Here is a 20,212-nt window from a genome sequence, read left to right as displayed (position 1 = left end):
AAGCGAGGCATTAATATTCAGCAAATAGCGCTCGGCGAAAGTAGCGCCAGACGCTCATTATCTGCGGCGATTAGCGACTACGGAAGACAATGCGGCCTTTGCTCAGGTCGTACGGGGTCAGCTCAACAGTCACTTTGTCGCCCGTCAGGATACGGATGTAGTTTTTGCGCATTTTACCGGAGATATGTGCAGTAACCACGTGCCCGTTTTCCAGTTCTACGCGGAACATGGTATTAGGTAACGTATCAAGAACGGTACCCTGCATTTCAATATTGTCTTCTTTGGCCATCTAATCCTCTGGGGTATCACTACCGTAATTTGAACCGGCAAGATAATGCCGAAGTTCATCAAGTAAGTAAAGAATTGTCCGTCTTAATCGGCGAAAGTCGTTTTTGCGCATTACCCTTTCACCACACAAATGCATCGTGTGATGGGCACGAACCAGGCCGGAAACAACAGGATAAACGTGGGCGTTATCTGACTCGAAGATTCCCAAACGTCGGCGGGGTAAAAGGCAGAAGCGACTCTCGTCGGCAATTATATCATCCTGATGGCAATTGTGCTGAAATCATTTACGCTTCAGGTAAAAAGAGCGCTCTGGGTACCCAAAACTTTTCGGCAAGCGGCTGCATGCGGAGCGTATTGAGATGCTCGAGGTAGTCGCGACGCGGGATTTCCTCCGCGCCCAGGGAGGCGGTGTGGCTATTGAGCACCTGACAGTCGATGAGTTTGCCACCCGCCTGGCGGAATGCCTCGCAAAAGACGTACAGCGCCGTCTTAGAGGCGTTCTCCGCGCGGCTGAACATCGACTCGCCGCAGAACAGTTCGCCCATGGCAACGCCGTACATGCCGCCTACCAGCGTGTTCTCCTGCCATACCTCGATAGAGTGCGCATGACCAAGCTCGTGCAGGCGATGATAGGCCTGGCTGATGCTGGTGGTAATCCAGGTACCTTCATGGCGATCCTGCGCGCAGCCGGCGATCACATCGCTAAAGGCGTAGTTGATCGTCACGCGGTAAGGGGAGGTCTTATGAAACCGCTTCATGCTGCGACTGAGGTGAAACTGCTCAGGCCACAGCACGGCGCGGGGATCCGGCGACCACCAAAGAATGGGATCGCCGGGAGAAAACCACGGAAAAATGCCGCGCTGATAGGCCATCAGCAGGCGGGCGGGGCCGAGATCGCCTCCTAAAGCGAGCAGTCCGTTCGGTTCACGTAATGCGCCCTCAGGTGAGGGAAAAGCGATCGAGTGTCGAGAAAGCTGGACAAGGCGCATGTCGCGATGACCTCACGAAACAGGGTTAACTAAGCATAGTCTACAGACGCTGTTTAAACTGGTAGTAACGACCTTGTTTTGCCAGCAGTTCTGCGTGATTACCTTGCTCAATAATTTGCCCGTTGTCCATGACAATTATCTGATTAAATCGCGCCAGCCCGCGCAGACGATGGGTTACCATCAGCAGCGTTTTATGACGCATCACGTCGGCCAGCAACTCAAGCACCTGGCTTTCGGTGGTGGCGTCTAACCCTTCGGTCGGTTCGTCCAGCATCATCAGCGGTGCATCGTGCAGTAACGCTCGCGCAATCCCCAGCCGACGCAGCTCGCCGCCGGAAAGCTGACGTCCACCTTCGCCCAGCCAGCTGTTCAGCCCGGCGTCTTCGAGCAGTTTCTCAAGACCGGTACGGCGCAGAACCTCGCTGAGCGCTTCATCGCTCGCGTCAGGCTTAGCCAGCAGCAGATTGTCGCGCAGGGTAGCGCTGAACAGATGCACGCGCTGCGGCACCAGGCTGATGGTCTGACGCAGCGTCTGCTCATCAAACTGGGTCAACGGCATGCCGTTCAGCAGAATCTCACCCTGCTGCGGGTCCCAGGCGCGGGTAAGCAGCTGGAGCAGTGTCGATTTACCGCAGCCGGTACGGCCGAGAAGGGCGATGTGCTGGCCGGCGGCGATATTCAGTGACAGGTTATTCAGCGCAGGCTGGGTTTGCTGAGGATAGGTGAATGACACCCGATCCAGCGTTAGCGATACCTGTTGAGGACGCGCCACGGTCTGTTCCGGGAAGGTCACTTCCGGTTTCTGTTCAATAATCTGGCTGATGCGCAGCGCCGAGGCGATAACCTGTCCAAGATGCTGGAAGGCGCCGGTAACTGGCGCCAGCGCCTCAAAGGCCGCCAGCGCGCAGAAGACAAAGAGCGCAATCAGCGCGCCGGGCTGGCTGTTGCTGCCAACGCCGCCAGCGGCTAACCACAGCATGGAGACCACGGCGGCGCCGCCAATCAGCAGCATTAACGCCTGTGAAAGGGCGGTCAGTTCAGACTGACGGCGCTGGGCATCGTGCCAGTTGAGTTCGGTCTGCTCCATCTGTTTACGATAACGTTGACTGGCGTTAAAGATAGTTAGCTCTGCCTGCCCCTGTAGCCAGCCAGTTAACTGCTGGCGATACTGCCCGCGTAGGCTCGTCAGTTGCTCACCAGTGGGTTTACCTGCGCGATAGAACAGCGGCGGTAGAACCAGCAGCGTGGCCAGCATGATGCCACCGAGAGTTAGCGCCAGACCAACGTCCAGCAGACTAAGCCCGGCAGTCACCACCAGAATGACGACTAACGCACCGACTAATGGCGAAATAACGCGCAGATAGAGGTGGTCGAGGGTATCGACGTCCGCCACCATACGGTTAAGCAGTTCGCCCTGGCGAAAACGCGCCAGCCCGGCGGGGGAGAGCGGCAGCAGCTTGCTGAAGGTAAAGACGCGCAGATGCTGTAAAACGCGGAAGGTCGCATCATGGCTGACCAGGCGTTCAAAATAACGTCCAGCAGTACGGATAATCGCTGCGCCACGTACGCCAGCCGCAGGCAGCATATAGTTAAAGGTGTACGCGCCCGCGAACCCGACCACCGCCGAAGCGGAGAGGAACCAGCCGGAAAGGGTCAATAAGCCGATGCTCGCAAGCAGGGTGATAATCGCCAGAACAACGCCCAGGCTTAACAGCCACTTGTGACGTTTATAGAGCGCCAGATAAGGCAACAGTGCGCGCATTTAAATCTCCTCCTGACGGCTAGCCAGCAGGCTGGCAAACACGCCGTTAGCATCAACCAGCTGCTGATACGTTCCCTGCTCAATAATCTGACCGTTTTCCATCACCCAGATAGCATCCCAATCGGTAATGCCTTCCAGCTGGTGGGTGACCACCAGCGTGGTTTGTTGGGTAGAAGCCTCAGTCAGCGCCTGCATGACGCGCTGCTCGCTGTGGGCATCCAGACTTGCGGCAGGTTCATCCAACAGCAGCAGACGGCAGGGGGCGAGAAGGGCACGGGCGACAGCGACGCGTTGAGCCTGACCCACGGACAGACGCGCGGCCTGTTCACCGACGACGGTGTCGATACCGTCAGGAAGCTGTGGCAGGAATTCGCTAACCCAGGCTTTATCCAGCGCCCGCTGTAACTGCTGTTCACTGGCCTCCAGATTACCGAGCAGGACGTTCTCACGCAGCGTGGTCGCCGGAAGCTGCGGGTTTTGCCCCACCCAGCTCATCATGCGGTGCCAGCCTTCCGGGTGCAGATTACGTAATTCAACGCCGTTCACTTTCAGCGAACCGCTGTAGGGCAGGAATCCGGCCAGTGCATTCAGCAGCGAGCTTTTACCGGAACCGCTCAGGCCAACCAGCACGGCGCGTTGCCCAGCGTTAAGCGTGAAGTTCAGCGGCCCAACCAGCATTTTGCCTTCCGGCGAGGTGATAAACAGATCCACGGCGCTAAGGGTAACCGGCTCACTGGTGTCCAGCGTCTGGTCACCTTGCTCAGGATGCGCCAGCGGTGCTTCGAGGAACGTTTTCAGGCTGTCGGCGGCGCCAACGGCCTGCGCCTTGGCGTGATAGAAGGTGCCTAAATCACGCAGCGGCTGGAAGAACTCAGGGGCCAGGATCAGCGCCAGGAAACCGGAGGAGAGCGTCACTGCGGTACCGTAGCTGCCGAAGTTTAGCTCGCCGAGATAGGAGAAGCCGAAATAGACGGCGACCAGCGCAATGGAGAGCGAAGTAAAGAATTCCAGTACGCCGGAGGAGAGGAAGGCGAGTCGCAGGACTTCCATTGTGCGTTGGCGGAAATCCTGTGAAGCTTCACGAATACTTTCGGTTTCCGCTTCGCCACGACCAAAGATACGCAGCGTATCCATGCCTCGCAGGCGGTCGAGGAAGTGACCGCTCAGGCGCGCTAGCGCCAGGAAGTTGCGGCGGTTGGCATCGGCAGCGCCCATCCCCACCAGGGCCATAAACAGCGGAATTAACGGTGCCGTCACCAACAGTATTAACGCGGCGACCCAGTTGGAAGGGAAGATCGCGACCACAATCAGCAGCGGCACGCAGGCCGCCAGTGCCATCTGCGGCAGGTAGCGGGCATAGTAATCGTGCATGTCATCGATTTGTTCGAGGATAAGCGTCGCCCAACTTCCGGCCGGCTTGCCCTGAATCCAGGCCGGACCGGCCTGCTGAAGGCGGTCGAGCACCTGACGGCGTATTTCAAATCGAATCTGCTGCCCGGCGTGAAAACCAACGCGCTCCCGCAGCCAGACGACCCAGGCACGCAGGATAAAGATCAGCACCAGCTGGATAAACGGCAGCAGCAACGCTTCTCGCGGGATGTTCTCCATAATCATGTGATGGAGAATGCGGGCAAGGAACCAGGCCTGGGCGATGATCAGTACACCGCTAACGAAGCCGAGCAGACGGGAGGTCATCAACCAGCGGCGTGACAGGACGCTTTGCTGTTTGAGCCAGCGGGTGAGTTCTTGTTGGCGACTTTTATTCATTGGGCGCTTAGCAGGTGCTTATGGCTAATGGTTTCAGTTATGGGCGCGGCAATGTTACATCGCAGAAAAAATAAAGGCGACTTATCGTCGCCTTTTTTACTTTTGTTACTGACTTGTAAAGATTATTTGCACGCGTCAGCCAGACCGTCGAGGTAGCGCTCAGCGTCCAGCGCGGCCATACAGCCGGTGCCCGCAGAGGTGATCGCCTGACGGTAAATGTGGTCCATCACGTCACCCGCCGCGAACACGCCAGGGATGCTGGTCTGGGTTGCATTGCCGTGAATGCCGGACTGCACTTTGATGTAGCCGTTTTCCAACGCCAGCTGGCCTTCGAAGATCGCGGTATTTGGGCTGTGGCCGATAGCCACGAACAGACCTGCGACCTCCAGCGACTCAATGTCGTCGTTTTCGGTAGAACGCAGACGCAGACCGCTCACGCCCATCTGGTCGCCGGTCACTTCTTCCAGCGTACGCTTGGTGTGCAGTACGATGTTGCCGCTTTCCACTTTATCCATCAGACGTTTGATCAGGATTTTTTCCGCACGGAAAGAATCACGACGGTGAATCAGATGCACTTCTGATGCGATGTTGGACAGATACAGCGCTTCTTCCACGGCGGTGTTGCCGCCGCCGATGACCGCGACTTTCTGGTTGCGGTAGAAGAAACCGTCGCAGGTAGCGCAGGCAGAAACGCCGCGGCCTTTAAACGCTTCTTCTGACGGCAGACCCAGATAACGGGCAGAGGCGCCGGTGGCGATGATTAACGCATCGCAGGTGTATTCACCACTGTCGCCGGTGAGACGGAACGGACGGTTTTGCAGATCCACGCTGTGGATGTGATCGAAAATAATTTCGGTCTCAAACTTAGTGGCGTGCTCATGCATACGTTCCATCAGCAGCGGACCGGTCAGGTCGCTAGGATCGCCAGGCCAGTTTTCCACTTCTGTGGTGGTGGTCAGCTGACCGCCTTTTTCCAGCCCGGTAATCAGTACCGGTTGCAGGTTTGCGCGTGCAGCATAGACCGCAGCGGTGTATCCCGCAGGTCCAGAACCAAGGATTAACAACTTACTGTGTTTGGCCGTGCCCATGAGATCCCCATAATTGTTGGCAGACATTGCTCTGGATTGTAGGGAATTTGTAGACGTAAAAAAAGAGCACAGCGATTTTGTTAACGATATGTGTAATAGAATGAGCCGATTGATTGGCTATTTTAACATCAAAAAATATAACTATTTCTACTGCCAGGCCGATGATTATAAGACGATTACATGTGAAACCGGACCCAGGATTCATGAATATCTGGCATGTTGTACTAAAAAAAGATGTTTTGCTTTGACAATCCCCTAAGCTTTTGCGACAACATTCAAGGAAGAAGAAAAGCAGTGTTTCGCGTGTGGTGAATTTTCATGCACGCAAATACCATTTTTACCCGGATCACTGAAATCTACGTATGGTGTGGACAGACATCATACGTGATGTCGGAGGGTGGCCGTGAGGCGCCGGGGCTTCTCATACGCATACCCTGGGATATTCGTCGTTGCAGCAACAACGGCGCATTGAAATCGGGAGAAGGCTCTGAACAGTGAAGTGCACAGAGTCAAGACAGGAGTAGGGAAGGAATACAGAGAGACAATAATAATGGTAGATAGTAAAAAACGCCCTGGCAAAGATCTCGACCGCATCGACCGCAACATTCTCAATGAACTGCAAAAAGATGGGCGTATTTCGAACGTCGAGCTTTCCAAAAGAGTAGGACTTTCTCCGACCCCGTGCCTTGAGCGCGTACGTCGTCTGGAACGACAGGGTTTTATTCAGGGCTATACCGCGCTGTTAAACCCGCATTACCTTGATGCATCGCTGCTGGTTTTTGTTGAGATTACTCTGAATCGCGGTGCACCAGACGTGTTTGAACAATTTAACGCCGCCGTGCAAAAACTTGAAGAAATTCAAGAGTGTCACCTGGTTTCCGGCGATTTCGACTATCTGTTGAAAACCCGCGTACCGGACATGTCGGCTTACCGTAAACTTCTTGGCGAGACCCTGCTGCGCCTGCCAGGCGTGAACGACACCCGTACTTACGTCGTTATGGAAGAGGTTAAGCAGAGTAATCGTCTGGTAATTAAGACCCGCTAAAACGGAACAGGTGCAAAATCAGCGTAGTTTGATTACACTCCTGTTAATCCATACAGCAACAGTGTCGGCGCAATCTGGCACTGTTGTCCGTTTTAGCATTCGGCACCTGGAGAGCCTTTCTTGAGCCAGGAATATACAGAAGACAAAGAAGTCAAACTCACAAAACTCAGCAGCGGACGCCGACTCCTTGAGGCGTTACTCCTTTTATGCGCCATTTTTGCCGTTTGGTTAATGGCTGCACTACTGAGCTTCAATCCTTCCGATCCTAGCTGGTCACAAACGGCCTGGCACGAACCGATCCACAATTTATGTGGCGCTCCTGGCGCATGGCTGGCCGATACGCTGTTCTTCATCTTTGGCGTAATGGCTTACACCATACCGGTCATCATTGTTGGTGGCTGCTGGTTTGCCTGGCGACACCGTTCGAGCGATGAGTACATCGACTACTTCGCCGTCTCGCTGCGCCTGATTGGCGTACTGGCGATCATCCTGACTTCATGCGGCCTCGCGGCGATAAACGCCGATGATATCTGGTACTTTGCCTCTGGCGGCGTGATTGGCAGCCTGCTCAGCACCGCGCTGCAACCGATGCTGCACAGCAGCGGCGGGACCATTGCGCTACTCTGCATCTGGGCCGCCGGTCTGACGCTGTTTACCGGCTGGTCATGGGTCAGCATTGCCGAGAAAATGGGCAGTTGGATCCTCAATATTCTGACGTTCGCCAGCAACCGAACCCGTCGTGACGACACCTGGGTTGATGAAGACGAGTACGAAGAAGAAGAGGGATATGAAGACGACGGCGAGGAGACGCAGAAAGCGTCGCGTGAATCTCGTCGTGCGCGCATCCTGCGAGGTGCACTGGCGCGTCGTAAGCGGATCGCCGAGAAATTCTCTAACCCGATGGTGCGTAAAACGGACGAGGCGCTGTTCTCTGGTCGTCGTATGGACGAACCGGAAGAGGCGGGCCGCTATGCGGCTCAGGTCGATCCTGATGATGTGCTGTTCTCTGGCGCCAGCGCGACGCGTACCGCCGAATATGATGAGTACGACCCTCTACTGAGCGGCCATACCGTCGCTGAGGCCGTTGCCGTTACAGGTACAACGGCGTGGGCCGCCGACCCAACATTAGCTGCGCCGTCCATGAACGAGCAGCCTGTTGCTGCACCTGCCGTTGAATGGCAGGCCGTTCCAGCTCCAACGGCGGGTGAACCGGTTATTGCACCTGCGCCAGAAGGATGGCCGCCAGTACAGCAACCTGCCTACGAGCAGCCGCAGTATGCGCAACCGCAGCAACCTGCCTATGAGCAGCCGCAGTACGCACAGCCGCAGCAACCTGCTTATGAGCAGCCGCAGTACGCACAGCCGCAGCAGCCTGCCTATGAGCAGCCGCAGTATGCACAGCCGCAGCAGCCTGCCTATGAGCAGCCACAGTATGCGCAACCGCAGCAGCCTGCTTACGAACAGCCGCAGCAAGAACAACCCTATACCGCTGAATCTGATTATCTGAACGTACCACAGGCTGAACCAACGCCTGTCGTAGAGCCAGAACCGGTAGTGGAAGAGGAGGTTAAACCTGCTCATCGTCCGCCGCTGTACTATTTCGAAGAAGTGGAAGAGAAACGCGCACGTGAGCGTGAACAGCTGGCGGCGTGGTATCAACCCATTCCGGAGCCGTTAGCGCCAATGGAACAGCGGGCATCGACCGCGCCGTCTATTCCGGTTTCCGTACCAGAACCTTCCGCTGCTGTTGCACCGGTTGCTGCCAGCGTTCGCCATGCGGCAGCGGCAGCCGCCGGAACCGCCGCAGCTGCTGCGGCCTCAGCGCCGCTGTTTAGCCCAGCTGAAGGCCCGCGCTCACAGGTTAAAGAAGGCATTGGCCCACAGCTGCCGCGCCCTAACCGCGTTCGCGTGCCGACGCGCCGTGAGCTGGCCTCATATGGCATTAAGCTACCGTCGCAGCGAATGGCCGAGGAGCGCGCTGCCCGTGAAGCTGAGCGCTATCAGCCTGAGGATAATCAGCCGCTGACCGACGATGAAGCTGACGCGCTGCAGCAGGATGCGCTGGCTCGCCAGTTTGCCGCCTCGCAGCAGCAACGCTATGGCGAAGCGGACGAGCAGGATAGCTATGCGTTCGAAGAGAACGATGAAGATGCCGCCGCAGAAGCGGAACTGGCTCGCCAGTTTGCTGCATCTCAGCAGAATCGTTACGCCAGCGAACAGCCTGAAGGTGCGCACCCGTTCTCCCTTGATGATTTTGAATTCTCACCGATGAAAACGCTGGTGGATGAGACGCCAAAAGCGCCGTTGTTCACGCCGAGCGTGATGCCGGAGCCTGCGGTGACGCCACCGCCTCAACAGCATTATCAACAGCAACAACCGCCGCAGCATGCTCAAAGCTATCATCAGCCTCAGCATGCACCGCAGCAACAGCATGCACCACAACAGTATGCTCAGCCACAGCAGCCTGCGCATCAGCCGGTAACGCCGCCGCAGCAGGAGAGTCTGATCCACCCGCTGCTGATGCGTAACGGTGACGATCGTCCGCTGCAAAAACCGACGACGCCGCTGCCATCGCTGGATCTTTTAACGCCGCCGCCAACGGAAGTGGAACCGGTGGACACCTTTGCGCTGGAACAGATGGCGCGTCTGGTGGAAACCCGACTGGCCGACTATCGCATTAAAGCGGACGTTGTGAACTACTCGCCGGGTCCGGTTATCACCCGCTTCGAGCTGAATCTGGCGCCGGGCGTGAAGGCTGCGCGTATTTCGAACCTCTCCCGTGACCTGGCGCGTTCGCTGTCGACCGTTGCCGTGCGCGTGGTCGAAGTCATTCCTGGCAAACCGTACGTTGGCCTGGAACTGCCGAATAAAAAACGTCAGACCGTCTACCTGCGCGAAGTGCTGGATTGCGATAAATTCCGCGATAACCCATCGCCGCTGACGGTGGTGCTGGGTAAAGATATTGCCGGTGAGCCGGTGGTGGCCGATCTCGCGAAAATGCCACACCTGCTGGTTGCCGGTACCACCGGTTCCGGTAAGTCCGTCGGTGTGAACGCCATGATCCTCAGTATGCTCTATAAAGCGCAGCCTGAAGACGTCCGCTTCATCATGATCGACCCGAAAATGCTGGAACTGTCAGTGTATGAAGGGATCCCGCATCTGCTGACTGAAGTGGTCACCGACATGAAAGACGCCGCTAACGCCCTGCGCTGGAGCGTCAACGAAATGGAGCGTCGCTACAAGCTGATGTCGGCGCTTGGCGTACGAAACCTTGCCGGTTATAACGAAAAAATCGCCGAAGCGGCGCGCATGGGTCGTCCGATTCCGGACCCTTACTGGAAACCGGGCGACAGCATGGATGCCACGCATCCAGTGCTGGAAAAACTGCCGTATATCGTCGTGCTGGTCGATGAATTCGCCGACCTGATGATGACCGTCGGCAAGAAAGTGGAAGAGCTGATCGCCCGTCTGGCGCAGAAAGCGCGTGCGGCGGGTATCCACCTGGTACTGGCGACCCAGCGTCCATCGGTGGATGTGATTACCGGTCTTATTAAGGCCAACATTCCAACCCGTATTGCGTTTACGGTTTCCAGTAAAATTGACTCCCGTACTATCCTTGACCAGGGCGGCGCTGAGTCACTGCTGGGCATGGGGGATATGCTCTATGCCGGTCCGAACTCGAACAACCCGGTGCGCGTGCACGGCGCATTTGTCCGTGATCAGGAAGTCCACGCGGTGGTACAGGACTGGAAAGCGCGCGGTCGTCCCCAGTATGTTGATGGCATTACCTCCGACAGCGAAAGCGAAGGTGGTGGCGGTGGTTTCGATGGCGGCGAAGAGTTAGATCCGCTGTTCGATCAGGCGGTCAATTTCGTGACCCAGAAACGCAAAGCGTCAATCTCCGGCGTACAGCGCCAGTTCCGCATTGGCTACAACCGCGCTGCGCGTATCATCGAACAGATGGAAGCGCAGGGGATCGTCAGCGAACAGGGGCATAACGGCAACCGTGAGGTGCTGGCTCCGCCGCCGTTCGATTGATTGCAAAGATGGGTAAATAAGTCAAAATTCAGTATTTTCTTCTGTCACCGCTCTGGGCGAAGTCTTAGAGTGAGTGCCAGAGGCTCTCCTGCCGGGAGCATGAGGCTAATTAAGGATTATTAATGAAAAAGATCGCGATCACGTGTGCATTACTTTCCAGCTTTGTTGTCAGCAGCGTATGGGCTGATGCCGCAGGCGACCTGAAAAGCCGTCTCGATAAAGTCAGCAGCTTCCATGCCAGCTTCACTCAGAAAGTGACTGACGGCAGCGGCAACGCGGTGCAGGAAGGTCAGGGCGATCTGTGGGTAAAACGTCCAAACCTGTTTAACTGGCATATGACCCAGCCAGATGAAAGCATCCTGGTGTCTGACGGTAAAACCCTGTGGTTCTACAACCCGTTTGTTGAGCAGGCTACCGCCACCTGGCTGAAAGACGCGACTGGCAACACGCCGTTTATGCTGATTGCGCGTAACCAGGCCAGCGACTGGCAGCAGTACAATATCCAGCAGACCGGTGATGATTTCGTACTGACGCCGCGCGGCAGCAATGGCAACCTGAAGAAATTCACCATCAACGTAGGGCGCGATGGCACAATCCATCAGTTCAGCGCGATTGAGCAGGACGATCAGCGCAGCAGCTACCAGCTGAAATCGCAGCAGAACGGCGCAATCGACGCCTCCAAATTCACCTTTACACCGCCGCAGGGCGTGACGGTGGACGATCAGCGTAAGTAAGAGGCCTGCGTGAGCAATTTGTCGCTCGATTTTTCAGATAATGCATTTCAACCTCTGGCCGCCCGTATGCGGCCAGAAAACTTAGCGCAGTATATCGGCCAGCAGCATCTGCTGGCTGCCGGTAAGCCATTGCCTCGCGCTATTGAAGCCGGTCATCTGCACTCGATGATCCTTTGGGGGCCACCGGGCACCGGCAAAACGACCTTAGCGGAAGTGATTGCTCGCTACGCCAATGCCGATGTTGAACGGATCTCCGCTGTCACCTCTGGGGTGAAAGAGATTCGTGAGGCCATTGAGCGCGCTCGACAGAACCGCAATGCTGGCCGGCGCACCATTCTGTTTGTCGATGAAGTCCACCGTTTCAATAAAAGCCAGCAGGACGCCTTTCTGCCGCATATTGAAGACGGCACCATCACTTTTATCGGCGCAACTACTGAAAACCCTTCGTTTGAGCTAAATTCGGCGCTGCTCTCCCGCGCGCGCGTCTACCTGCTAAAATCCCTGACGACTGAGGATATCGAGCAAGTACTTACTCAGGCGATGGAAGACAAAGCGCGCGGCTACGGCGGGCAGGATATTGTCCTGCCAGACGAGACGCGTCGTGCGATTGCCGAACTGGTGAACGGCGATGCCCGACGTGCGCTGAACACCCTGGAAATGATGGCTGACATGGCGGAGCTGGATGATTCCGGCAAGCGCGTGCTGCAGCCTCAACTTCTGACCGAAATTGCCGGTGAGCGCAGTGCTCGCTTTGATAACAAAGGCGACCGCTTCTATGACCTGATTTCGGCGCTGCATAAATCGGTGCGTGGTAGCGCGCCCGATGCCGCGCTCTACTGGTATGCCCGTATTATCAGCGCAGGCGGCGATCCGCTGTACGTTGCACGCCGCTGCCTGGCTATTGCCTCTGAGGATGTCGGCAATGCTGACCCGCGCGCTATGCAGGTGGCGATTTCTGCCTGGGATTGTTTTACCCGTGTCGGCCCGGCCGAAGGGGAGCGTGCTATCGCCCAGGCGATTGTCTACCTGGCCTGTGCGCCGAAAAGCAACGCGGTCTACACCGCCTTTAAAGCCGCAATGGCTGATGCTCGCGAACGCCCTGATTACGATGTGCCAGTGCATCTGCGCAATGCGCCGACCAAATTGATGAAAGAGATGGGCTATGGGCAGGAGTATCGCTACGCCCACGATGAGCCCAACGCCTACGCCGCCGGCGAAGAGTATTTCCCCAGCGAAATGGCACAAACTCGCTACTATCACCCGACTAACCGAGGTCTTGAAGGCAAGATTGGCGAAAAGCTCGCCTGGCTCACTGAACAGGATCAAAATAGCCGCACAAAACGCTACCGCTAGTGCAGTCGTTGCGGTAATGTTGTCGATGTACCTCTGCGACCACGGGCTGTGGTCGCATACTCCACTTTCAATTCGATAAGCATAGGATAAGCATGCTCGATCCCAATCTGCTGCGTACAGAGCCAGACGCAGTCGCAGAAAAACTGGCACGCCGGGGCTTTAAGCTGGATGTAGATAAACTTCGCGCTCTTGAAGAGCGTCGTAAAGTACTGCAGGTAGAAACTGAAAATCTGCAGGCAGAGCGTAACTCGCGATCGAAATCCATCGGCCAGGCGAAAGCACGCGGGGAAGACATTGAGCCTTTACGCCTGGAAGTGAACAAGCTTGGCGAACAACTTGATGCCGCTAAATCAGAGCTGGATGTTCTGCTGGCTGAGATTCGCGATATTGCACTGACCATCCCGAACATCCCGCATGACGACGCACCGATTGGCCGTGACGAAAACGACAACGTTGAAGTTAGCCGCTGGGGCACGCCGCGCGAATTCGATTTCGAGATCCGCGACCACGTGACGCTGGGCGAAATGCACAGCGGGCTTGATTTTGCCGCGGCAGTGAAGCTGACCGGTTCACGTTTCGTCGTGATGAAAGGCCAGATTGCCCGTATGCACCGCGCACTGTCGCAGTTCATGCTGGATCTGCACACTGAACAGCACGGCTATAGCGAAAACTATGTGCCTTACCTGGTTAACCAGGACACGCTGTACGGTACGGGCCAGCTGCCGAAATTCGCCGGTGACCTGTTCCATACTCGTCCGCTGGAAGAAGAAGCTGACAGCAGCAACTACGCGCTGATCCCAACGGCAGAAGTGCCGCTGACCAACCTGGTTCGCGATGAAATCATCGACGAAGACGATCTGCCGATCAAAATGACCGCGCACACGCCGTGCTTCCGCTCTGAAGCGGGTTCCTACGGCCGTGACACCCGTGGTCTGATCCGTATGCACCAGTTCGACAAAGTTGAGATGGTGCAGATCGTTCGTCCAGAAGATTCCATGGAAGCGCTGGAAGAGATGACGGGCCATGCGGAGAAAGTCCTGCAGCTGCTGGGTCTGCCGTATCGTAAAATTATCCTGTGCACCGGTGACATGGGCTTCGGCGCCTGCAAGACCTATGACCTCGAAGTCTGGGTTCCAGCGCAGAATACCTACCGCGAGATCTCCTCTTGCTCTAACGTCTGGGATTTCCAGGCGCGCCGCATGCAGGCTCGCTGCCGCAGCAAGTCCGACAAGAAAACGCGTCTGGTTCACACCCTGAACGGGTCTGGCCTGGCCGTAGGTCGTACGCTGGTTGCCGTGCTGGAAAACTACCAGCAGGCAGATGGTCGCATTGAAGTACCTGAGGTACTGCGTCCATACATGAACGGTCTGGAATACATCGGTTAATCCTTCCTGTTCTACAAAAAAGCGCCGCAAGGCGCTTTTTTTATATCCGCATTGATACTGAACAATACCTCTCTCGGTAGAACGTTTAATACTCCCTTCTAAGTAACACCAGCATATAAAACTACAATAATAACATTTCGTTATATAAATAACTATATAACGAATCATGTTTTCAATGTTAGCAACGAAGTGAGAGTCCATGAAAACTGAAACCCCCGATGCTTTACTGGCAGCTGAGGTCAGCCGCCGTGGTTTGATGAAAACCACGGCCATAGGCGGACTAGCGATGGCCAGCAGTGCGTTTACGCTTCCCTTCAGCCGTATTGCGCACGCCGCAGAAGCGATTGCGCCAACCACGGCGGTAGAGCGCGTGACCTGGAGTGCGTGTACGGTAAACTGTGGAAGCCGCTGCCCGCTGCGCATGCATGTTGTCGATGGCGAGATTAAATACGTCGAAACGGATAACACCGGCGATGATAACTACGATGGTCTGCATCAGGTTCGCGCCTGTCTGCGCGGCCGTTCAATGCGTCGTCGCGTTTATAACCCGGACCGTCTGAAGTACCCGATGAAGCGGGTAGGCAAACGCGGTGAAGGGAAATTTGAGCGCATTAGCTGGGAAGAAGCCTTTGATACCATTGCCGATAATATGAAGCGGCTGATCAAAGATTACGGCAACGAATCTATCTATCTTAACTACGGCACCGGTACCCTCGGCGGTACGCTGACTCGCTCCTGGCCACCGGGAAAAACGCTGGTCGCACGTCTGATGAACTGCTGTGGTGGCTATCTGAACCACTATGGTGACTACTCCTCCGCACAGATTGCCGCGGGCCTGAACTATACCTACGGCGGTTGGGCCGACGGCAATAGCCCGTCAGATATCGAAAACAGCAAGCTGGTTGTGCTGTTTGGTAATAACCCTGGTGAAACGCGTATGAGCGGCGGCGGGGTGACCTACTATCTGGAGCAGGCGCGTCAGAAATCTAATGCGCGCATGATTATCGTTGACCCGCGTTATACCGATACCGGTGCCGGGCGCGAAGATGAGTGGATCCCAATCCGCCCGGGTACCGATGCGGCACTGGTTTCGGCGCTGGCGTGGGTGATGATCACCGAAAACCTGGTCGATCAGCCATTCCTCGATAAATACTGCGTCGGTTACGACGAAAAAACGCTCCCTGAAGGTGCGCCAGCCAACGGTCACTACAAAGCCTATATCCTTGGGCAGGGCAGCGATGCCACGGCGAAAACGCCGGAGTGGGCATCTACCATCACCGGTATTCCTGCTGAGCGTATCGTAAAACTGGCGCGCGAAATTGCGCTGGCGAAACCGGCCTATATCTCCCAGGGCTGGGGCCCGCAGCGCCATGCTAACGGTGAAATTGCCACCCGCGCTATCTCCATGCTGTCGATTCTGACCGGTAACGTCGGGATCAACGGTGGCAACAGCGGCGCGCGTGAAGGCTCCTATGAGGTGCCGTTTGAGCGTATGCCGACGCTGGAAAACCCGGTACAGACCAGCATTTCGATGTTCCTGTGGACCGATGCGATCGTCCGCGGGCCGGAAATGACGGCGCTGCGTGATGGCGTGCGTGGCAAAGACAAGCTGGATGTGCCGATCAAAATGATCTGGAACTACGCCGGTAACTGCCTGATTAACCAGCACTCCGAAATCAATCGTACGCATGAAATTCTGCAGGACGATAAGAAGTGCGAAATGATTGTGGTGATTGACTGCCACATGACCTCGTCGGCGAAATATGCCGACATCCTGCTGCCGGACTGTACTGCGTCTGAACAGATGGACTTCGCGATGGATGCCTCTTGCGGCAACATGTCCTACGTCATCTTCACCGATCAGGTCATCAAACCGCGCTTTGAGTGCAAAACGATTTATGAGATGACCACGGAGCTGGCAAAACGCATGGGCGTTGAGCAGCAGTTCACCGAAGGGCGGACGCAGGAAGGATGGATGCGTCATCTGCACGAACTTTCTCGTCAGGCCGTGCCGGAACTACCGGACTTCGATACCTTCCGTAAGCAAGGCATCTTCAAACAGCGTGACCCGGAAGGGCATCACGTGGCCTATAAAGCCTTCCGTGAAGATCCGCATGCCAATCCGCTGACCACGCCGTCCGGGAAAATTGAGATCTACTCGCAAGAGCTGGCAAAAATTGCCGCGACCTGGGAGCTGCCAGAAGGCGATGTTATCGATCCGTTACCGATCTACACCCCTGGCTTTGAAAACTACAACGATCCGCTAGCCGAGAAGTTTCCGCTGCAGCTGACCGGTTTCCACTACAAAGCCCGCGTTCACTCGACTTACGGCAACGTTGATGTACTGAAAGCGGCCTGTCGTCAGGAGATGTGGATTAACCCACTGGATGCGCAGAAACGCGGGATCAAGAACGGCGATCGTGTGCGTATCTTTAACGACCGTGGGGAAGTGCATATTGAAGCTAAGGTAACACCGCGCATGATGCCGGGCATCGTCGCGTTGGGTGAGGGGGCCTGGTACAACCCGGATGCTAAAGGTATCGATCAGGCAGGGAGCATTAACGTGCTGACCACTCAACGTCCGTCGCCGCTGGCGAAAGGCAACCCATCGCACACGAACCTTGTCCAGGTTGAGAAGGTGTAAGGAGTAACCGATGACTACCCAATATGGCTTTTTTATTGACTCCGCTCGTTGCACCGGTTGTAAAACCTGTGAGCTGGCCTGTAAAGATTACAAAGACTTAACTCCGGACGTTAGCTTCCGCCGTATTTACGAATACGCGGGCGGCGACTGGCAGGAAGACAACGGCGTCTGGAACCAGAACGTCTTTGCTTACTATCTGTCCATCGCCTGTAACCACTGCGAAGACCCTGCCTGTACCAAAGTGTGCCCAAGCGGCGCGATGCATAAACGCGAAGACGGCTTTGTGGTGGTCAACGAAGATGTCTGCATCGGCTGTCGATACTGCCATATGGCCTGCCCATATGGTGCGCCGCAGTACAACGAAGCTAAAGGTCACATGACCAAATGCGACGGCTGTCATGAGCGTGTGGCGGAAGGCAAAAAGCCGATTTGCGTGGAATCCTGCCCGTTGCGTGCGCTGGACTTTGGGCCTATCGAAGAACTGCGTCAAAAGCACGGTACGCTTGCGGCGGTGGCGCCGTTGCCGTCCGCGCACTTCACCAAACCTAGCATTGTGATTAAACCCAACGCCAATGCACGTCCGTGCGGCGATACCACTGGCTATCTGGCCAATCCGAAGGAGGTGTGAGATGGGAAGTGGATGGCATGAATGGCCGTTGATGATCTTCACGGTATTTGGGCAATGCGTGGCGGGCGGATTTATTGTTCTGGCACTGGCATTGATGAAAGGGCAATTGCCTCGTGAACAGCAGCAGCGTGTGGTGCTGAGCATGTTTGCGCTGTGGGTGCTGATGGGCATTGGCTTTATCGCTTCGACCATGCACCTCGGTTCACCAATGCGCGCCTTCAACTCGCTGAACCGCGTGGGCGCCTCCTCGCTGAGTAACGAAATTGCCAGCGGCGCAATCTTCTTTGCCGTTGGCGGTCTTGGCTGGTTGCTGGCAGTCACCAATAAGCTTTCCTGCGCGCTGCGCAGCGTGTGGCTGGTGGTGACGGCGGTACTGGGCGTGGTGTTTGTCTGGATGATGGTGCGTGTCTATAACACCATTGATACCGTTCCCACCTGGTACACCATCTGGACGCCGCTGAGCTTCTTCCTGACGCTGTTCATCGGCGGCCCGCTGCTCGGTTATCTGCTGCTGCGCTGGGCAGGCGTTGAAGGCTGGGGCATGCGTCTGTTGCCGGTGATCAGCCTGGCGGCGCTAGTGGTGAGCGTGATTGTTACCACGATGCAGGGCGTAGAGCTGGCGTCGATTCAAAGCTCAATTCAGCAGGCTTCGGCTCTGGTTCCTGACTATGGCTCGCTGATGGCGTGGCGTATTGTCGCCATCGCCCTGGCGCTGGTTTGTTGGGTAGGGCCGCAGCTCAAAGGCTACCAGCCTGCGCTGCCGCTATTGAGCCTGGCGTTTGTGCTGGTGCTGGTGGGTGAGATGTTGGGTCGAGGTGTTTTCTATGGCCTGCACATGACCGTCGGTATGGCGGTCGCCAGCTAAGCAAAATAAGCTGCCAGGGCATACGGCCCTGGCACTTTTTGTTCATGAATTTTTTCGACTGATCCTTTCTCTGCTGTTTCTCCAGATTTTCAATAAAAACAAAACAATAAGATAACTTTAGCGAAGCTTATCGTTGCGTTGAATAAGAAACGTCAATCGTTGAGCCAGAAAGCCTTCCACCATTGAAATCAGGTGGATTGACAATGTTTTTGGCAGTGGCATGATGCGCACGAAATCTGTCTATCCTCACGGTTTGAACCCATGTCCACCTATACTCGCCCAGTGCTATTGTTGCTCTGTGGCTTACTCTTATTGACGCTGGCGATCGCGGTATTAAACACGCTCGTCCCGCTCTGGCTCGCCCATGAAAACTTGCCAACCTGGCAGGTGGGAGTGGTCAGCTCGTCCTATTTTACCGGCAACCTGGTCGGTACCATGCTCACCGGGCGACTGATTAAGCGCCTTGGCTTTAATTTCAGCTACTATATTGCGTCGCTGATTTTTGCCGCGGGCTGCGTGGGGCTGGGCTTTATGGTGGGTTTCTGGAGCTGGATGTTCTGGCGCTTTATCGCCGGCGTCGGCTGCGCCATGATTTGGGTGGTGGTGGAGAGCGCGCTGATGTGCAGCGGCACCTCGCGCAACCGTGGCCGCCTGCTGGCGGCCTACATGATGATGTATTACATCGGTACCGTGCTGGGGCAGATTATCGTTAGCCGCCTGCCGACAGATATGGCGACCATTCTTCCGCTGATGACCGGCGTGGTGCTGGCAGGCATTCTGCCGCTGCTGTTTACCCGAATCCTGAACCAGCAGGACGACCCGCAGGACGCGAGCACACGCGTCTGGCCGATGTTCAAACTGCGTCAGGCGCGTCTGGGCGTAAATGGCTGCATTATTTCCGGTATCGTGTTGGGCTCACTCTATGGCCTGATGCCGCTGTACCTGAACCACCGCGGCGTCAGTGACTCCGGGATCGGCTTCTGGATGGCGGTGATGGTCAGTGCAGGTATTCTGGGGCAGTGGCCAATTGGTCGTCTGGCAGACCGCTATGGCCGCCTGATGGTGCTGCGCGTGCAGGTTTTTGTGGTGATTGTCGGCTGCCTGGGCATGCTGAGTCAGGCTGCTATGGCACCGGCGCTATTTATCCTCGGTGCAGCGGGCTTTACGCTGTATCCGGTGGCGATGGCCTGGGCGTGTGAGAAAGTGGAGCATCATCAGTTGGTCTCCATGAACCAGGCGCTGTTGCTGAGCTATACCATTGGTAGCCTGGTTGGGCCGTCGCTGACGGCGATGCTGATGCAAAACTACTCTGATAACCTGCTGTTTATCATGATTGCCGGGGTATCGTTCGTCTATCTGATGATGCTGCTGCGCAAAGCTGGGCACCATCCTACGCCGGTGGCCCACGCCTGACACCGCGGCGCGTTATGTTCCCATAGCGCGCCATTCTTCCCGACATCGCTATACTGAATGATGCCACGCTGCTGGCGCGTTGGCGGGAGCGAGACTATATCCTGCTGAATTTATAACCATACTCCGATTAAATGTGCGAGGCGTTAGAGTTTTGCACCATCCTATTACCCTTTTAGGGTTAGTACTCGCATAATCTCCGTCGAAAAAAATCGC

General features: G+C 56.1%; 14 protein-coding genes. 9 read left to right on the top strand and 5 right to left on the bottom strand.

Translation table 11 applies throughout. The annotated features are described in order from the left end of the window. Positions 1 to 70: 70 nt before the first annotated feature. The 5 genes from infA to trxB form a co-directional block, all read right to left on the bottom strand. Entirely contained in the window at positions 71 to 289 is a 219-nt protein-coding gene (gene infA / locus V6940_RS10500) for a translation initiation factor IF-1 (RefSeq protein ID WP_002211347.1), read from the bottom strand. Positions 290 to 572: 283 nt separating this feature from the next. Further along, the gene (aat, locus tag V6940_RS10490) at positions 573 to 1,277 is read right to left on the bottom strand and encodes a leucyl/phenylalanyl-tRNA--protein transferase (protein WP_333495806.1); all 705 of its coding nucleotides are present in this window, start codon (positions 1,275 to 1,277) and stop codon (positions 573 to 575) included. A gap of 40 nt (positions 1,278 to 1,317) precedes the next feature. Then, positions 1,318 to 3,039 carry a heme ABC transporter ATP-binding protein/permease CydC gene (gene cydC, locus V6940_RS10485; protein ID WP_333495805.1) on the bottom strand — a complete coding sequence of 574 codons (1,722 nt, stop codon included), beginning with the start codon at positions 3,037 to 3,039 and terminating at the stop codon, positions 1,318 to 1,320. After that, entirely contained in the window at positions 3,040 to 4,806 is a 1,767-nt protein-coding gene (cydD, locus tag V6940_RS10480; protein WP_333495804.1) for a heme ABC transporter permease/ATP-binding protein CydD, read from the bottom strand. It lies immediately after the preceding gene. 122 nt (positions 4,807 to 4,928) lie between these two features. Then, positions 4,929 to 5,894: a thioredoxin-disulfide reductase gene (gene trxB, locus V6940_RS10475; protein ID WP_333495803.1), complete on the bottom strand. Its 966-nt coding sequence runs from the start codon at positions 5,892 to 5,894 to the stop codon at positions 4,929 to 4,931. 550 nt (positions 5,895 to 6,444) lie between these two features. On the opposite strand from trxB, the gene lrp reads away from it, so the two are divergent. The 9 genes from lrp (at position 6,445) to V6940_RS10430 (ending at position 19,999) form a co-directional block, all read left to right on the top strand. Beyond that, positions 6,445 to 6,939, top strand: coding sequence for a leucine-responsive transcriptional regulator Lrp (gene lrp / locus V6940_RS10470; RefSeq protein WP_000228469.1), 495 nt, complete (start codon positions 6,445 to 6,447; stop codon positions 6,937 to 6,939). A gap of 120 nt (positions 6,940 to 7,059) precedes the next feature. After that, positions 7,060 to 10,977 carry a DNA translocase FtsK gene (gene ftsK, locus V6940_RS10465; RefSeq protein WP_333495802.1) on the top strand — a complete coding sequence of 1,306 codons (3,918 nt, stop codon included), beginning with the start codon at positions 7,060 to 7,062 and terminating at the stop codon, positions 10,975 to 10,977. A gap of 122 nt (positions 10,978 to 11,099) precedes the next feature. Then, the gene (lolA, locus tag V6940_RS10460) at positions 11,100 to 11,711 is read left to right on the top strand and encodes an outer membrane lipoprotein chaperone LolA (RefSeq protein ID WP_333495801.1); all 612 of its coding nucleotides are present in this window, start codon (positions 11,100 to 11,102) and stop codon (positions 11,709 to 11,711) included. 9 nt (positions 11,712 to 11,720) lie between these two features. Beyond that, the gene (gene rarA / locus V6940_RS10455; RefSeq protein WP_333495800.1) at positions 11,721 to 13,064 is read left to right on the top strand and encodes a replication-associated recombination protein RarA; all 1,344 of its coding nucleotides are present in this window, start codon (positions 11,721 to 11,723) and stop codon (positions 13,062 to 13,064) included. 92 nt (positions 13,065 to 13,156) lie between these two features. Then, entirely contained in the window at positions 13,157 to 14,449 is a 1,293-nt protein-coding gene (serS, locus tag V6940_RS10450; RefSeq protein WP_185666576.1) for a serine--tRNA ligase, read from the top strand. Positions 14,450 to 14,648: 199 nt separating this feature from the next. After that, positions 14,649 to 17,093, top strand: a complete 2,445-nt coding sequence (gene dmsA / locus V6940_RS10445; RefSeq protein WP_333495799.1) for a dimethylsulfoxide reductase subunit A — start codon at positions 14,649 to 14,651, stop codon at positions 17,091 to 17,093. Between the two features lie 10 nt (positions 17,094 to 17,103). Further along, positions 17,104 to 17,721 (top strand): DMSO/selenate family reductase complex B subunit, encoded by a 618-nt coding sequence (locus tag V6940_RS10440; protein ID WP_035892446.1) that lies wholly within the window; start codon positions 17,104 to 17,106, stop codon positions 17,719 to 17,721. Position 17,722: 1 nt separating this feature from the next. Beyond that, positions 17,723 to 18,586: a dimethyl sulfoxide reductase anchor subunit family protein gene (locus V6940_RS10435; RefSeq protein WP_333495798.1), complete on the top strand. Its 864-nt coding sequence runs from the start codon at positions 17,723 to 17,725 to the stop codon at positions 18,584 to 18,586. Between the two features lie 261 nt (positions 18,587 to 18,847). Then, positions 18,848 to 19,999, top strand: coding sequence for an MFS transporter (locus tag V6940_RS10430; RefSeq protein WP_333495797.1), 1,152 nt, complete (start codon positions 18,848 to 18,850; stop codon positions 19,997 to 19,999). The last annotated feature ends 213 nt before the right edge of the window (positions 20,000 to 20,212 follow it).

The organism is Kluyvera sp. CHPC 1.251, assembly GCF_036759945.1.
GTDB lineage: Bacteria > Pseudomonadota > Gammaproteobacteria > Enterobacterales > Enterobacteriaceae > Kluyvera > Kluyvera sichuanensis.
Note: the sequence above shows the minus strand (reverse complement) of the source record. Positions and strands in the feature narration are given on the sequence as shown.

Bases quoted from the DNA above. Each gene is read 5' to 3' on its own strand.
- infA (WP_002211347.1), bottom strand. From the start codon at position 289: ATGGCCAAAGAAGACAATATTGAAATGCAGGGTACCGTTCTTGATACG.
- aat (WP_333495806.1), bottom strand. From the start codon at position 1,277: ATGCGCCTTGTCCAGCTTTCTCGACACTCGATCGCTTTTCCCTCACCT.
- cydC (WP_333495805.1), bottom strand. From the start codon at position 3,039: ATGCGCGCACTGTTGCCTTATCTGGCGCTCTATAAACGTCACAAGTGG.
- cydD (WP_333495804.1), bottom strand. From the start codon at position 4,806: ATGAATAAAAGTCGCCAACAAGAACTCACCCGCTGGCTCAAACAGCAA.
- trxB (WP_333495803.1), bottom strand. From the start codon at position 5,894: ATGGGCACGGCCAAACACAGTAAGTTGTTAATCCTTGGTTCTGGACCT.
- lrp (WP_000228469.1), top strand. From the start codon at position 6,445: ATGGTAGATAGTAAAAAACGCCCTGGCAAAGATCTCGACCGCATCGAC.
- lolA (WP_333495801.1), top strand. From the start codon at position 11,100: ATGAAAAAGATCGCGATCACGTGTGCATTACTTTCCAGCTTTGTTGTC.
- serS (WP_185666576.1), top strand. From the start codon at position 13,157: ATGCTCGATCCCAATCTGCTGCGTACAGAGCCAGACGCAGTCGCAGAA.
- dmsA (WP_333495799.1), top strand. From the start codon at position 14,649: ATGAAAACTGAAACCCCCGATGCTTTACTGGCAGCTGAGGTCAGCCGC.
- V6940_RS10440 (WP_035892446.1), top strand. From the start codon at position 17,104: ATGACTACCCAATATGGCTTTTTTATTGACTCCGCTCGTTGCACCGGT.
- V6940_RS10435 (WP_333495798.1), top strand. From the start codon at position 17,723: ATGGGAAGTGGATGGCATGAATGGCCGTTGATGATCTTCACGGTATTT.
- V6940_RS10430 (WP_333495797.1), top strand. From the start codon at position 18,848: ATGTCCACCTATACTCGCCCAGTGCTATTGTTGCTCTGTGGCTTACTC.